The organism is Kamptonema formosum PCC 6407 (assembly GCF_000332155.1).
In the GTDB taxonomy this organism is placed as follows: domain Bacteria; phylum Cyanobacteriota; class Cyanobacteriia; order Cyanobacteriales; family Microcoleaceae; genus Kamptonema; species Kamptonema formosum.
Genome location: NZ_KB235904.1, coordinates 506,208 through 521,029, shown reverse-complemented (window position 1 = coordinate 521,029; position 14,822 = coordinate 506,208). Strand labels below are relative to the sequence as shown.

The window sequence follows — 14,822 nt, the reverse complement described above, 5'->3', positions numbered from 1 at the left end:
CAGCTTGATTGTCTTTAATTCGGCATAGGAACAATTCGCAATTTAAGGCGAATAGTCCCACGCAACCCCGCAGGAGATGACCAAGAAAAGAGCGATCGCTTCAAAGTATCAACAACATCTTTCTGTTGCAGCGTCGAAGCTTTATCGTCTAAGACAATGCGATCGACACGCCCATCTTTAACGAATAACTCCAAGATAATATCGCCGCCGACTCCGTTAACTAAATTTATCGCTTTCAGGTGTTGAGTTAGAGATGCGATCGCACTTCCATCCAATCCCTCAACAGTTACCACCTCTACATTAGAACTGGGGGTTTTCTGCGTAGTTTCCGGCCGTCTGGGGGCAATGGGTAGGGAACTAGGATAAGGTGCAGGCGCGGCCAAACTCCGCACTCCACCGCCTCTGGTGGCTTCCGCCTCCTGCTGTGGCTCAATAACTGCGTCGTAGCTAACGCCCTCTGGCAATTCTACGGGGACTTGGACGCGGCGACGAGTTCCATCTGGTTCTACCCGCACCTCTTCGCTGACGGCGACAAAAGCCGTATATTGGGACAGCAAGCGATAGGTGAGGGCAGTATTAGTAACAGCATCCACCAGAGATGTAGTCTCGCCGCCAAACATTTGACTCATTAAGTCTTTAATTCTATAACGTCCCCAGAGTTGCGCGATCGCGGGATTGCCAAAATCTGCGATCGCACTTGGTGGATTTGACTCCCGTTGACGAAGTTCTACCCCCGCCATAAAATTAACTGGCACGCTCTTTTCATAGCGTTTCCCCCCAGCTACCGTTCCAGTAATGCGGATTTGACCGTTAGCGCGATCGCTCTTTCTTCCAAACAAAACTAACGGCTGATTAGCAAATAAATCGGGTGCAACTAGAGGATAAATCTCTGGTTTTTCCCCTCCCCCTTCCCAAACCATTTCAATATTCGTCAACACCGGATTATTAATTTCTGTCAAAAACTTTTCGACTAAATCTTGGGTTGGTTCATCTTGACGAATTACCACAGAAGTGCCTCTTCCCACTTCTGCCAAACGGTTGAGTAAAAACCGATTTACAGAACTACCAACCCCGAAACTGTACAGTCTATTTCCTGGTTTTAAACTTCGTTGTACTTGGGAAATTACCTCATTTTCATTGCCAATATAACCATCTGTAATTAAGACAACGCTCCGCAATCTTCCTGACTCAGCGGCGGGAAAATTCATCACTGCTTGAACGCCATTTAGCAACTCTGTACCGCCATTAGCTTGCAGTTGCTCGATATAAGCTAAAGCCTTTTGCCTATTTTCTGCTGTATTTGCCAGAGGTGCAACGGAAAGCGCTTTAGCAGTATTAGCAAAATCAATAATCGTAAAGGTATCATTAGGATTGAGCCCATTGATAAAGCGGCGCATCAATTCCTTAGATTTAACCAAAGGTTCGCCTTGCTGAGAGCCGGAAGTATCCATTAAAAATACAACATCTTTCGGCACAATTTCATTACTTTTGTACTGTAAAGCTGGAATAAGATACAGGGCAAAATGTCCCCCTCGTTTGTCAGCTTGAGTCAGCACAGTTGCCTGAGTCCGATCGCCAGCCACTCGATAGCGCAAAATCAAATCTTTATTAGGGATTGTATCTAAATTCCCCAGTTGAACTCGGACTATATTACCGCTAGCAGCAGTTTCAATTTTATGAGAAGTAGAGCGGACGTTGCTAATAGCCAAACCCGCATCAATTTCTACAGAAACGCCGATATCATGTCCCGAACGAGTGTTTGGCGGCAGTATGGGCGGATTAATTCGAGAAGCATCGGGAACGCGATCTGTGTTAACTCCTGAATTGGGCGATTTCGGGGGAATTGGTGTCCCTGGAATGTAGCGCGGCCCTACCACCATTGGGAACACAAATTCATAATCGCCGCCTTCAAATTTGAGTGAATCTGTGTAGCGAATAGTAACTTCTATCTGTTCTCCTGGCTTGATATTGGCAAGAGATTGAGTAAAAATATTGTCTCGTTCTTGTTCTAAAAGTCCAGCAGTGCGACCTTGTTGTTTAGCACGTTCGTAAATTTCTTGAGCTTCTTCCCGACGTTTGATATCAGCTTTAACTATCCGCGCACCTATTTTAATTTCCATATCGTCTACCGCTGCGCCATCCGGCAAGGGAAAGACATAAACTGCTTCTAGAGGTTCATTAAAAGGATTTTCAAACTTCTGAGAAACTTCGACGCGGGAAATATTGCCGGCAATTTTTGCCTTAACTTCTGTATGCTTGAGAGGAAAAACTTGTTCTGTTTTGCCAGGAGTTTCGACGTACAAACCGCTGGGTTGACATTTAGGCTGAGATGAGCCGTTAACAGAGCAGTTAGCATCAGCTCTAGCAAGGCGGAGGGGGATTTGAGTGGGATAGTGGCTAGACATAACGAGAAAATTTGGCTTGTAGTCTGTTGCCCGCGAGCCTTGGCCCATGCCAGTGATGAGTGCGATGCCTACGGACAGCAACCCTTGGACTGGGAAAATAGGGGCGAACTTCATAGCAGTTTTTATAGCAGATGTGACAGCGTTTACTCTGCGTACCATGACCCCGGTAACAAAAAAAACGTTCCTGACCAATACCAATTAAAGTTGGAGGAGGCAGGAGAAGGCAGGAGGCAGGAGGAAAATGCAATAGTAGACATGGTTTGGGCGATCGCTTATTTGCTAAAGCCTTTGGTAGTAACTATTTTTGCCTCTCTCATTCGGTTCGCCTTGGCGATGGAGTCTCCTATTGCCGAGAGAAATTAACCAATTTAACGATCGTAACAAATTTTAGCAAAAATAGTTGACTTTTCCTGCTTAATTCTCTATACTAAAAAGTAGAGTTTTTTGATTGCATAAGTATCGTGATGATGCTTCTGTAGCACAAGTTAAAAATTCCCCGTTTTTTCTAAAATTTACTCATGGACATCAAAAATCTAGGCAATCCGATACAGGGTGCGAAAGATAAAGCACAAGGAGCTACAGGCAAATTAACTGAACAAGTTGCAGGAATTTCTGCTGCTGCTCAGGAACAATTCAATGCCATTCTGGAAGAATATCAAAAAGTTTTACCGATGGCAGAAAGTCTGGGTTTAAGCGTGGAGAGTTTTAAGGTAGAAATGGGACTTGTACCAGAGATTAGAACTACTCTCTCTGGTTCGGTAGAGCGGATCAATAAAGAAGCGGTACAAAAACTGATAGCAGATCATCCCAACAACAAACTTTTGGGGACAATTCTCAACGCCTTACTTATTACTAGGGATCTACAACTGAAATTGAATCTCAAAGCCCTTAAGGGGGTTGCCGTTGATATTAAGCTGGGTATTTCTCCTAATGTTTCTGTACATTTAACGCCTTAAACTGTTATCTTTTACCTTCTTAACAGTTAACTGTTAACTGTTAACAAAAATTTGTAAGATGGGTTTCGCTTCTCTTCACCCATCCTACAAATTGGGTGGGTTCCCCAGTCCCCAGTCCCCGCTAGACAATTTCCAATTTTGGCTTTTAGATTTTAGAGTGGGAGTTGGATAGAAAAATCTAAAGTTGAAAGCTAAAATCCTATGACCAAGTTTGTGTTTGTGACTGGTGGGGTCGTTTCCAGCATTGGCAAGGGGATTGTCGCTGCTTCCTTGGGCCGTTTGCTGAAGTCGCGGGATTATTCTGTCTCGATTCTGAAGCTAGACCCCTATCTGAATGTCGATCCGGGAACTATGAGCCCGTTTCAACACGGTGAGGTGTTCGTGACTGATGATGGTGCCGAAACGGATTTAGACTTAGGGCACTATGAACGGTTTACGGATACGTCGATATCGCGTCTGAACAGCGTCACTCAAGGTCAATGCTATCAGGCGGTGATTAATAAGGAACGCCGGGGAGATTATAACGGCGGGACGGTACAGGTGATTCCGCACATTACGAATGAGATTAAGGAACGCATTCACCGGGTGGCGAAGAATACGAATCCCGATGTGGTGATTACGGAGATCGGGGGTACGGTGGGTGATATTGAGTCCCAACCCTTTTTGGAGGCGATTCGGCAGTTCCGCAGGGATGTGGGACGCAAAAATGTGATTTATATTCATGTTACCCTAGTACCTTGGATTGCGGCGGCGGGGGAGATGAAAACTAAGCCGACTCAGCACTCGGTGGGAAGTTTGCGATCGATTGGGATTCAACCTGATATTTTGGTTTGTAGATGCGATCGCCCTTTGCAACCAGGGATGAAGGAGAAGTTGTCAACTTTCTGTGACGTACAGGAAAAGTGCGTGATCACTTCTCACGACGCGAAAAGTATTTATGAAGTACCGCTGATGCTAGAAAAGGAAGGGTTAGCGGAACAAGCTTTGGATTTGCTGCAACTAGAACAACGACAACCGGATTTGACGCAGTGGGAGACTTTGGTAAATCGGATGTATAGTCCGACTCAGGTAATTGATATTGCGATCGTTGGGAAATATGTCAGGTTAAGCGATGCTTACTTGTCAGTGGTAGAAGCTTTGCGACACGCTGCGATCGCGATCGGCAGTGATATTAATTTACACTGGATCAATTCTGAAGATTTGGAATCAGGAGAGATCGAAAGCTATTTCGATGATATCAATGGCATTGTCGTACCCGGCGGCTTTGGGATTCGAGGAGTTGATGGTAAGATAGCAGCGATCGAATACGCTAAACGCAAGCAAATTCCATTTTTAGGATTGTGCCTGGGAATGCAGTGTGCTGTGATTGAGTGGGCACGAAGTATCGGGGGGTTAGAAAATGCCAACAGTGCTGAATTTGACCCCGATACTACTAATCCGGTGATTAATTTATTACCGGAACAGCAAGATGTCGTCGATTTAGGTGGTACGATGCGTCTTGGTTTGTATCCTTGCCGATTGAATGCCGATACTCTTGCTTTCAAACTCTATCAGCAGGAAGTGATTTATGAGCGTCATCGTCATCGGTATGAATTTAATAATGCCTACCGTAATCTTTTTTTGGAGACAGGCTATGTAATCAGTGGTACATCTCCCGACGGCCGCTTAGTAGAGATTATTGAATTGCCCAAACATCCATTTTTTATTGCTACCCAATTCCATCCAGAATTCCAGTCTCGACCTTCCGCCCCCCATCCCTTGTTTAAAGGGTTTGTTGAGGCGGCAAGTGAATCTCGAACTGGCAAAATAGAAGAGGTTGCCACCATAGATGGTATAGTCTCTGGGAAGGATACAGGCAGTGAGGATGCCAGCCCTGAATCAATCCTAAATTTCCCTGCTGAGGTGTCTTAGCTATTAGTTGTCACCCCTCAGCCATTGGTAGTTAGCATAAACTAAATACTAATGGCTGACGACCGGGAATAGTCTTCCCCCCGATGTCAATGGCTAAACGAAATTTTCTCACCCACTTCTGTTTTTTACTTGCTTTTGAGTTACTTGAGCCATTTGAAATGCCAGAACTCACAGCTTTGAGGAGGTCTTGTGGGCTACTGGGTTAAAATAAATTATGAACGCAGCATATACCTAATCGAGCTTGAGAGTATTAGTGCGTTTTCTAGTGAAGTTGACAATAAGCGGATTACATTTTGGTTGCCCAATAGCAGTCAGCCAATTATTCTTAGCCCTCAAAATAATGCTGATGCTTATAAGCAAGTTTTAGAATATATTAAAAAAACTACTGAACGTGCCTCTAAAGGTTGGTGGGTTTCTATTAGTTATGACCGCAAGGAATTCTTAATTGATTTAAGTCAGATTAGTACATTTGTGTGGGAACCTAATGGTCGATTATCTTTTTGGTTGCCTGATAGTTCAACTAATATTATAATTAATCCACAAACTAGCATGGATGCTTATCAAAAAATTCACGATTTTATCCAAAAAACAACCGGTCACTCTATGCCTTAAAGAAGGGGAGAGGGGCTAGGGGCTAGGGGCTAGGGGCTAGGGAAGATGGGAAGAGGGGGGAGATGGGGAGGATGGGGAGGATAGGTAATTAACAATTATCAATTATCAATTACCAATTACCAGTTAACAGTTAACAGTTAACTGTTAACAATTAGCAATTGCTAACTTTGCTGCCCCGACAATTCCAGCTTGGTTGCCTAATTCTGCGATTAATAGCTGTAAACCTTCACGGGAACTGGGGAGGACTCGTTTTTCAATTTCTGCTTTGACTATGGGTAAGAAATGTTCTGCACCAGCACTAATACCGCCGCCAATAATGATGGCTTCTGGTGTTAAAATGTAGAGGAAATTTGCTAAACCTGCACCCAGATATCGACCGTATTTTTGCCAATATTCTAATGCTGTAGCATCTCCCGCCTTTGCTAAGTTTGCTACTTCTAATGGTTCTAAACCAGTGTCGCGGCGAATTGCTTGGATGGAAATATATTGTTCTAAAGAGCCACGATTGCCACTATTACATTCTGGGCCATCGGGGTTAATGGTAATTAATCCTAACTCTCCGGCGGTTCCTTTATGACCAACAAATAGTTTACCATCTTGGATAATTGCACCACCTATACCAGTGCCTAATGTTAATAGAATTAGGTTTTTAAAGTTACGACCGGCACCCAACCAAGCTTCTCCTAATCCTGCACAGTTTGCATCATTTGCTAATACTGTGGGTAAACCTGTTTTGGCTTCTAACCAATCAGCTAAGGGGACATCATGCCAGTTTTTGAGGTTAATTGCTACTCTAGCTATGCGGCCAGTTGCGTCTGCGGGGCCGGGGATACCGACACCGATTGCTTTTACAGAGTTAGCAGTTGGGTTCAGTTCGGTAATTGCGTCGGCCATTGCAGCTAAAACTGCTTCTGGTGTGGCCGGTTGTGGGGTGGGAACTGTTAAGGATTGGTGACAAGTGCCGTCTTCACTGAATCTGCCTAGTTTAATTGCTGTTCCGCCTAAGTCGATGCCGATTACTTGTTTCATCATTGGTTATTTGTTAGTTGTTAGTTGTTAGTTGTTGGTTGTTAATAGTAGGTAGGATCTTAATCCTGATGGAATGCTAACAAAATCAATTATGGCTATTTCTCCACCACATCAAAACCTACTAGCGGCGCATTTTAACCGTTCCTTCCAGTCTTTATTCCTCCTTCTGCAACCGCCAACCAGGTTTCACAACCTGCCGAGATCTAGCTACCACTAAACAATCATCGGGAACATCATCCGTCACCACAGAACCGGCAGCAATAGTAACATCATCACCCAAGGTTAAAGGTGCAACTAACACACTATTAGAACCCGTCTTAGTCCGATCGCCAATTTTCGTCCGATGCTTATTCACCCCATCATAATTAGCTGTAATTGTACCAGCTCCGATATTCACTTTCTCACCCAAAGTAGCATCACCTAAATAGGATAAATGGGCCGCATTAGTGCGATCGCCCAATTTTGCATTCTTCAACTCTACAAAATTACCTACACGGCACTTTTCCCCAACTTCGGAGTGTCCCCGTAAATGCGCGTAAGGCCCAATCCGAGAATTATTGGCTACAGTGCTATCTGCAACCACTGAATAAAGTACAGTCACATTTTGCCCAATTTGACTATTCTCAATTAAACTTCCAGGCCCGATGCGACTCCCAGATCCGATCGCAGTTTTTCCCCGCAGATGCGTCTGCGGTTCCACAATTACATCTGCTTCTAATTTTACCGTATCATCAATGGTAATACTGTCAGGATCGATCAGTGTTACTCCTTTTGCCATCCAGTCATCTTTTACCCGCCTTTGCAAAATATTGTAAGCAGTTGCTAGATGTTTGCGGTCATTAATTCCCAATATTTCCTGATAGTCTTCAACATCTACGGCCATTACTGGTTCGAGGTGATTTACTGTATCTGTTAGGTAATATTCTTTTTGATCGTTGTCCGCCTTTAAGTGCGGTAAAATTTCTGCTAATTTTGGCCAATTAAAGCAGTAAACACCCGCATTGATTCGATGATTTTGTTTTTGCGCTGCCGTACAGTCCCGGTCTTCTACAATTTGTTTGACAAGATTGTGACTATCAGCAAATACCCTCCCATATCCTTGAGGATGAGGCAAGTGAGCCGTCAACAAAGTAGCCGCATTGCGGTGTTCTTTGTGAATTTTCATCATGTGTTTGATAGTTTGCGATCGCAACAAGGGTACATCCCCGTTTAACACCAACAAATCCCCAGTAAATCCCTCTAAATGGGGTAACAATTGTTGAATAGCATGACCAGTACCTAATTGCTCAGTTTGTTCGACAAATTCCAGTGGCGGAAATGATACAGATTTTGGCTTTGTTTCCGGTTGTCTATCGCCACTGAGAGACTCTTTTACCATTTCACCCCGATAGCCAACAATTACAATGCGCCGCAATGGGTTAATATCAATACAACTATAAAGCACCCGATCGAGTAGCGATCGCCCTCCCAATTCGTGCAAAACTTTGGGCAAGTCAGATTTCATGCGCGTACCGCGCCCAGCGGCTAAAATTGCTATTGCTATCATGGGAGAATTTACTATTTCTGGTAGATGATGATGTGGCGTTTACACATTTTAAGATGATAGGCGATCGCATTGTCACCAAATCTTTATAAAATCAAAAGAATTTAACTAGCCCAGCGTTTTTTCCAGTGGGATGATGGCTCTTTGGGTGAGGCTAGTTGTTCTGCCTGACGGCGTTGCAGTATAATTTCGGCAGTATCGGACAAAGTGCGATCGCGATAGGGAATCCCTGCTTTCGTCTCTAAATGTTCGCGCTCTTGCTCTGAAAGTCCCGGCAAATTAGCCTCAGAAAAGCTTGCTGCTGTTCCCGGCCATCGCCTCCCCACAGGCGGAGTTGAACCAATTTTCAAACCGGCTTCCAGCAAGGCTACCCTCGCCGCCGCTGAGCAAGAATAAGTAGCTAAGATCCCCTCCGGCTTTAAACATTTTGCCAGCAACCCTAAAAATTCAACAGTCCACAATTGCGGACAATGGGGTGGGGAGAAAGGGTCAAGAAAAATTGCATCTGCTTGAAATCCCGATTTTGCTACTTGCTGGAGGGTTTGCCTAGCGTCGCCAATCAGCAGTTTAGCCTTGATTTTATCGGTTTGCAAGTCGCGATCGCGAACTACAGCCTCCAGCAATGCGGGAATGGGATCTGACCAATCTTGAAGTAGATGATGCGCGATCGCAGCCTTGGGTACTTCGGGATCTAACTCCAAACCGATCCATTCTATCCAACAATGGGGATTAACTTCCCAAATCGCCCCCAAAGCTGCCGCCGTATTATACCCCAATCCATAGCAAACGTCAAGCAAAACCAGTGTCGGTCGTGTAGCTTTGGCTCTGAGTTGGAGAGGGCCCACAAATTTAAGCTCAGCTTCCTGTTTAGCACCCCGATCGCTATGAAAAGCTTCCCCAAATTCTAGTGAAAAGAACGTAAAAGAGCCATCAGCCGTTAGTTGTGGTGTAAAGGCACTGGTATTTTGCATCCTTGAGCTTTTATTTTTCATTAATATCTTATAACATTTCTGTATATAGTTAGGGATTAGGGGCTAGGGGCTAGGGACTAGGGGAAGAAGGGAATAGAATCAGCGAGTTTCGGCAATAAGCAAGTGTCCTAACTGCCAATAAGGTTGCTATATCTCATACTAAAAACTAGGGTAACGGAGATTGGGGATTGGGAACCAAGGATTGAAGACTGGGAAATTCCAGCTTTCTTACCAATTACCAATTACCAATTACCAATTACCAATTACCAATTACCAAATTCTTAGCCATGAACGAACCTAATTATCAAGCACTTGCCAAACAGGGAAACCCAGAAGCGATCGCATTTCTGCTCAATCAACAGCTAGAACCTCAAGGCATTACCCTCACCACCAACTTGACCAATGGCTGCTTAGAAGTAATGCTAGAATCAGAGCAAGTACCCGATCGATACGAACTCATTGATTTTGTCCGCAACCAACTCACAAACATAGAACCAGATTCAATTCAAAGAGCAAAAGTTGAAGGTAAAAAAAGAGGGAGCGATTCTCCAGCCTGGAGTCAAGGATTTGGCTTAGAAGTAGGCAGCTATTCAATGCTAACATTTCCCCCCGAACCAGCCCCAAATCCAGAACTAATGTCAGCAGCACCTACTAGCTACCCAGAAGTAAAACAGCCAGAACCAATCGGTGAAGACCGAATGAAAACTACTACAATTATAGTTGGGCTGGTCATCGGTATCTTAGGGATTTCCGTCGCTGTATTTGTAAATAAGATGCTAGCTGTAACCGAAACAAAAGCAGATAATGCTAGCAATCAAACCGCTACCAACGCGCCAAAGCCATCACAGTCTCAGTCTTTCCGAAACGCAGTTAACATTGCCATCAATGCCTCCAAACTAGCTCAATCAGCGGAAACAGAGGAAGAATGGAATTTAGTAGCAAGCCAGTGGCAGGAAGCAGTTACAATGATGAAAAAAGTACCACCAGAAAGTGCGAATTATGAATTAGCTCAGAAAAAAGCCATTGAGTATCAAAAAAATCTGGCTTATGCTCAAGAATCTGCAAAACCAAAACCACCCAAAAATAATATTATCAATAGAAAGAGACAACGATGAGTGAATTAACGACAAAACTACCTATTTGCTTCTAAATGAAGCTTTACAGCGCACTCGCCAGATGAATCAAAGTCAGGTAGTTTGCTGGTTATTATCCCAGTTTCAGCAATAGTTTATAACCACAGCATTTTAAAATTAAATCATCATTTACTTTGACAAATTAACTATGCAAGACATAAACTCGATCGTTTCCCCAGAATGGCTGGCCGCACATCTAGACGACCCGAAAGTTATCGTTATTGACTGCCGTTTTTCCCTGGCAGATCCAGAATTAGGACAACAACAATATAAAACAAATCATATCCCTGGAGCATTCTATTTAGACCTTAACCGCGATCTTTCCAGTCCAGTTAGCAAACATGGCGGTAGACATCCCTTACCTAACCCAACAGAATTAGCGGAAAAATTAAGCGCGATCGGCATTACCAACGACACCTTAATTGTCGCTTATGATGACTCCAAATTTGCCTTCGCTGCGCGTTTGTGGTGGCTATTGCGTTACATGGGGTGCGATCGCGTCGCTATTCTTGATGGTGGCTTCAGCGCGTGGCAAACAGCCGGATATCCCACATCTGATACTCTACCAACACCCCAACCGGGAAACTTTGTCCCGCAGCTACAACCAGGATGGGTAGTAGACATTGATACCGTAAAAACACGCAAAGACCAACCGGGAGTAGTATTAATAGACTCGCGAGAAAGCGATCGCTATCAAGGACTGCGCGAACCCATAGACCCCATAGCTGGACATATACCCGGTGCGGTAAATTACCCTTGGCAAGAAGTGACAGGAGAGGGAGGGAAAGCGCGATCGCAAGTAGAACAGCAACAGCGGTGGGCGCAAATAGAACCAGCAGAAGAAATCATCGTATATTGCGGTTCCGGCGTGACAGCCTGCGTCAACCTTTTATCTTTAGAAATAGCAGGTATTCGCGATGCTAAACTTTATGCCGGTAGTTGGAGTGATTGGTGTTCATATTTGGTTAACAGTTAACTGTTAACGGTTAACTGTTAACTGTGGTGATGGGTTTCGCAAACATTCCTTCTTCCTTCTTCCTTCTTCCTTCTTCCTTCGGCTATAAAATTAAAGGTTGAAAGTCATCAGCTTGCGCCTTAAACTTTCAACCTTGATAACGATCGCAACTGAAATAGGACTTACGCAGGGAGTCCCAGAAACCGGGTTTTTGAGGCATCTGTGGGTACGGGCGAAGTATTTTCGTAAAAAACCCGGTTTCCTTGGTTGGGTGCGTAAGTCCTGCTTAAAGCAATATATAGCAACCGCCAAGGTGGTTAGGACATTCTAGTTTCCTCAAACCCTTAATTCTATTCCCTTCTTCCTCTTCTTCCCTAGTCCTGAGCATCGGAGCATCGTAGCCCCTAACCGCTGAAAGCGGTTGCTATAGCTTCAGGTTGTTTTCTTCGGCATAAGCATTCTTTCAAGACTCATACCAGCAACACCCAAAGTTACGAGTGCTAATCCCGAAACCTGGATGAAAGGTATTTTCTCATTAATAATCACCAAAGCAAACAAAGCTGTCAACGCCGGGCCTAAAGTTCCAATCACCGACGCTAACGCCGCACCCGCAAAACGGATTGCAAAGTTATTCAACAAATAGCTAAATAGCGTCAGCACCCCTAAAAGGAAACCGCCAAAAAGCAGCCCACTCCAGACATTAGGATCGACAAAAACAGCTAAATTTGTGGGCAATCCCATCCCAATGCCCAAAGGTAACAGTATTAAACTGACAGCAGAAAAGACAAAGATAGCTGCAAAATTAACCAAACTGAAAGGAATCGGGTGCAGTTTCCCAGCGGCCATTTGCGTCAACAACACATAGCCAGCAAAAGTAACGCCAGCACCTACAGCCGCCGCCACCCCTAAACCAACATCGCCAATAGCCTTTTGACCAAAACTAGGAACCGCTGCTAACAATAACCCGCCACTAATCACGCACATTGCTAAAATGCGAAGTACCGTAGGGCGATCGCCAAATAGTCCCCAAGAAGCAAGCACCGTTACAATCGGATAAATAAAGAAAATCGTGATCGCCACCCCCGTCGGGATATTGCCGATCGCGATATAGATCAACACCTGAGACAAAAACAAAAAGAAAGCACTACCTAAAACCTTAGTCCACAAATCGCGATCGCCATTATCGATAAACCGCCTTAAATCCTTCCACACCGACGGATAAAGGAAAGTTGCCAAAATCGGCATCAAAGCCATCACCACAATCAACCGGATCAACAGAATCAACAGCGAATTTCCGAAACCAGGAGAAACCACACCCTGCACCTGGAATAACCCAAAAATCATCCGGGGAGCCTTAGCCTTGAGGATAATCTTCAAGGAAACATTAAATAGCGATAGCACCACCGCCGAAATTAAAGCCAGCAACAAACCTACCTGAACTTGAGAAGCCGGTTGTTTCGCTGGAGCAGGAGCAGGTGGCGGCGAAGTCGGCTCTGGTAAAGGCTTCCGAATTGGAGGAGAAGGTGGTTCGGGATGTAATGAGTTAGTCGTATCCGTACTGTCGTAATCTCTCGGATCGAAAGTTGCATCAACTTCCTCTTGGAGTTCCACTCGGAGGCGGTTAACCAGAGTCTCCAACAGAGCCTCCCCTTGGCGCTCCATACCTTCCATATTTCTGAGTCGTTGAGACAAGCTACTCTCATAACTGCTCAAATCCCGATCCATCATATCGAAAGTCCTGTTGACACTCGCATCTAGCGAAGCCAGTAACTCCGTGGCTCGTTCATTATAGTTATTCACCAGAATTGGAGTCGGGAACTCCCCACTGGGGATAGCCAGATTCATTCCCTGTACAGAATTGGCACTGAGTTCGTTAAATCGTTGCACTAGCAACTCTTGCAAGTTATTGGCCAAAACTTGAGCCAACTGCTTAAGCCACAATTGCTGCTGGTATATGTATCGCTGAGAGAGGGTTTCGACTTGCTGCGACTGCAATTGGCGGTATTGATCCCGCAGTCTGTCAATATCCTCAATCAAGCTCGTTTTCTCTGTTTGGAGCCGGGTTATGTCTTCGGCTAATTGACCTCTAACATTTTGATGTAGAGTTTCTAGTTCCTGAATCACAGAATTCAGGACTTCTTCAGCCGATGTTGCATCCCCTGCTCCGGGTCTGAGCGGTTGCTTGTCCCGTTGCGCCATTTGCCTGTAACCTCTAATCTATCTGCTTGTTCATTATTCCTAGTATTTTGGCAAATCAAATCCAAAATACCAGTGAATTAATTTTGATTTTGATCGATTAGGCTGTTTCAACTTGCCGCTATAGTCGTTACGAGGGTTAGCGGTTAGCGATTGACCTTAAGGAGTGATATTTACATCATCATCCACGCCTAAAGGCAATGGGTTTCCATTTTGAAGGAAGTTATGATGACGTGATCTAATAGTAGTGCGTGATTGGAGATTTAAAGATTTGCGATCGCCTCAAGAACACTTTACGGAATTAGAAGCCATCTTACAACACCAACTGGGGCGCTGATACCGCCTGGAAACTATTGCCATAAAGAGTTTATCCCAATTAAGGTAACAGCAAAGAGGACTTAGACCCGCCAGGAGTTTAAACCTTTGGGCAATATCAGTATTAAAGACCTAGAAAGAGGCGAGTTAGGCTGAAAATAACAGCCGCTAAAGCCGTAGCGATCGGGATGGTAATTACCCATGCTAAGCCAATTGACTGCAAAGTTTGAAATTGTACTGATTTCCAACTCCTAACAAGTCCCACTCCTACGACTGCACCGACTAAAGCATGGGATGTAGAAACGGGCAAACCTAAGCGGGAAGCGATTAAAACTGTAGTGGCGGTAGCTAATTCTGCACAGAAGCCACCACTAGGCTGTAGTTCAATTATGCCTTCGCCAACGGTAGCAATCACTTTTTTGCCCCAGATGGCTAAGCCTGTGACAATGCCGATACCTCCGAGCACTAGAATCCATAGGGGAACATTGAAATCATTTATAGGAATGGAGTTTGTACGGCGAATGTAGGCGATCGCAGCTAAGGGTGCTACAGCATTCCCTACATCATTCGAGCCGTGAGCAAAAGCCACAAAACAAGCACTGAGAACTTGAAATCGCCCCATTTGTCGCTCAATTAAGGAAGAAGGCAGGGGGGCGGGGGGCGAGGGGAGGAGGGGGAGCGAGGGGGCGGGGGGCAGAGGGGAAATCTGCGTCTTCCCTGTTCCATCTTCCCTACCTCCCCCATCTTCCCCATCTTCCCCATCTTCCCCATCTTCCCTATCTCCCCATCTCCCCCG

12 protein-coding genes are annotated in these 14,822 nt (G+C 44.8%); 6 read left to right on the top strand and 6 right to left on the bottom strand.

Annotation, left to right across the window (positions count from 1 at the left end):
* Positions 1 to 14: 14 nt before the first annotated feature.
* Positions 15 to 2,405: a VIT domain-containing protein gene (locus tag OSCIL6407_RS0119220; RefSeq protein ID WP_234708822.1), complete on the bottom strand. Its 2,391-nt coding sequence runs from the start codon at positions 2,403 to 2,405 to the stop codon at positions 15 to 17.
* Here OSCIL6407_RS0119220 and OSCIL6407_RS37220 point away from each other — a divergent pair.
* From OSCIL6407_RS37220 to OSCIL6407_RS0119200, 4 genes are all read left to right on the top strand, one after another.
* Positions 2,394 to 2,768 carry a hypothetical protein gene (locus tag OSCIL6407_RS37220; RefSeq protein WP_234708821.1) on the top strand — a complete coding sequence of 125 codons (375 nt, stop codon included), beginning with the start codon at positions 2,394 to 2,396 and terminating at the stop codon, positions 2,766 to 2,768. The two genes, OSCIL6407_RS0119220 and OSCIL6407_RS37220, sit on opposite strands and share 12 nt — an antisense overlap.
* Positions 2,769 to 2,923: 155 nt before the next feature.
* Positions 2,924 to 3,361 (top strand): hypothetical protein, encoded by a 438-nt coding sequence (locus OSCIL6407_RS0119210; RefSeq protein ID WP_007357903.1) that lies wholly within the window; start codon positions 2,924 to 2,926, stop codon positions 3,359 to 3,361.
* Positions 3,362 to 3,562: 201 nt separating this feature from the next.
* Positions 3,563 to 5,272: a CTP synthase gene (locus OSCIL6407_RS0119205; protein WP_007357902.1), complete on the top strand. Its 1,710-nt coding sequence runs from the start codon at positions 3,563 to 3,565 to the stop codon at positions 5,270 to 5,272.
* A 189-nt stretch (positions 5,273 to 5,461) separates the two neighbouring features.
* Positions 5,462 to 5,884 (top strand): hypothetical protein, encoded by a 423-nt coding sequence (locus tag OSCIL6407_RS0119200; protein WP_007357901.1) that lies wholly within the window; start codon positions 5,462 to 5,464, stop codon positions 5,882 to 5,884.
* A gap of 144 nt (positions 5,885 to 6,028) precedes the next feature.
* Here the strand turns inward: OSCIL6407_RS0119200 and OSCIL6407_RS0119195 are convergent, their stop codons facing one another.
* From OSCIL6407_RS0119195 to OSCIL6407_RS0119185, 3 genes are all read right to left on the bottom strand, one after another.
* Entirely contained in the window at positions 6,029 to 6,913 is an 885-nt protein-coding gene (locus tag OSCIL6407_RS0119195) for an ROK family protein (protein ID WP_019487551.1), read from the bottom strand.
* A 154-nt stretch (positions 6,914 to 7,067) separates the two neighbouring features.
* Positions 7,068 to 8,459: a bifunctional UDP-N-acetylglucosamine diphosphorylase/glucosamine-1-phosphate N-acetyltransferase GlmU gene (glmU, locus tag OSCIL6407_RS0119190; protein ID WP_007357899.1), complete on the bottom strand. Its 1,392-nt coding sequence runs from the start codon at positions 8,457 to 8,459 to the stop codon at positions 7,068 to 7,070.
* A gap of 101 nt (positions 8,460 to 8,560) precedes the next feature.
* Positions 8,561 to 9,427, bottom strand: a complete 867-nt coding sequence (locus OSCIL6407_RS0119185) for a tRNA (5-methylaminomethyl-2-thiouridine)(34)-methyltransferase MnmD (protein ID WP_007357898.1) — start codon at positions 9,425 to 9,427, stop codon at positions 8,561 to 8,563.
* A 287-nt stretch (positions 9,428 to 9,714) separates the two neighbouring features.
* Between OSCIL6407_RS0119185 and OSCIL6407_RS0119180 the strand changes: the two genes are divergently transcribed.
* Positions 9,715 to 10,542 carry a hypothetical protein gene (locus tag OSCIL6407_RS0119180; RefSeq protein WP_007357897.1) on the top strand — a complete coding sequence of 276 codons (828 nt, stop codon included), beginning with the start codon at positions 9,715 to 9,717 and terminating at the stop codon, positions 10,540 to 10,542.
* 166 nt (positions 10,543 to 10,708) lie between these two features.
* Positions 10,709 to 11,536 carry a sulfurtransferase gene (locus OSCIL6407_RS0119175; protein WP_007357896.1) on the top strand — a complete coding sequence of 276 codons (828 nt, stop codon included), beginning with the start codon at positions 10,709 to 10,711 and terminating at the stop codon, positions 11,534 to 11,536.
* A gap of 411 nt (positions 11,537 to 11,947) precedes the next feature.
* Here OSCIL6407_RS0119175 and OSCIL6407_RS0119170 read toward each other — a convergent pair whose 3' ends face one another.
* A complete protein-coding gene (locus tag OSCIL6407_RS0119170; protein ID WP_007357895.1) occupies positions 11,948 to 13,714 on the bottom strand; it encodes an EamA family transporter in 1,767 nt (588 codons plus the stop codon).
* A gap of 436 nt (positions 13,715 to 14,150) precedes the next feature.
* The coding region (locus tag OSCIL6407_RS30990) for an inorganic phosphate transporter (RefSeq protein WP_148288946.1) at positions 14,151 to 14,822 on the bottom strand (672 nt) is incomplete at its 5' end.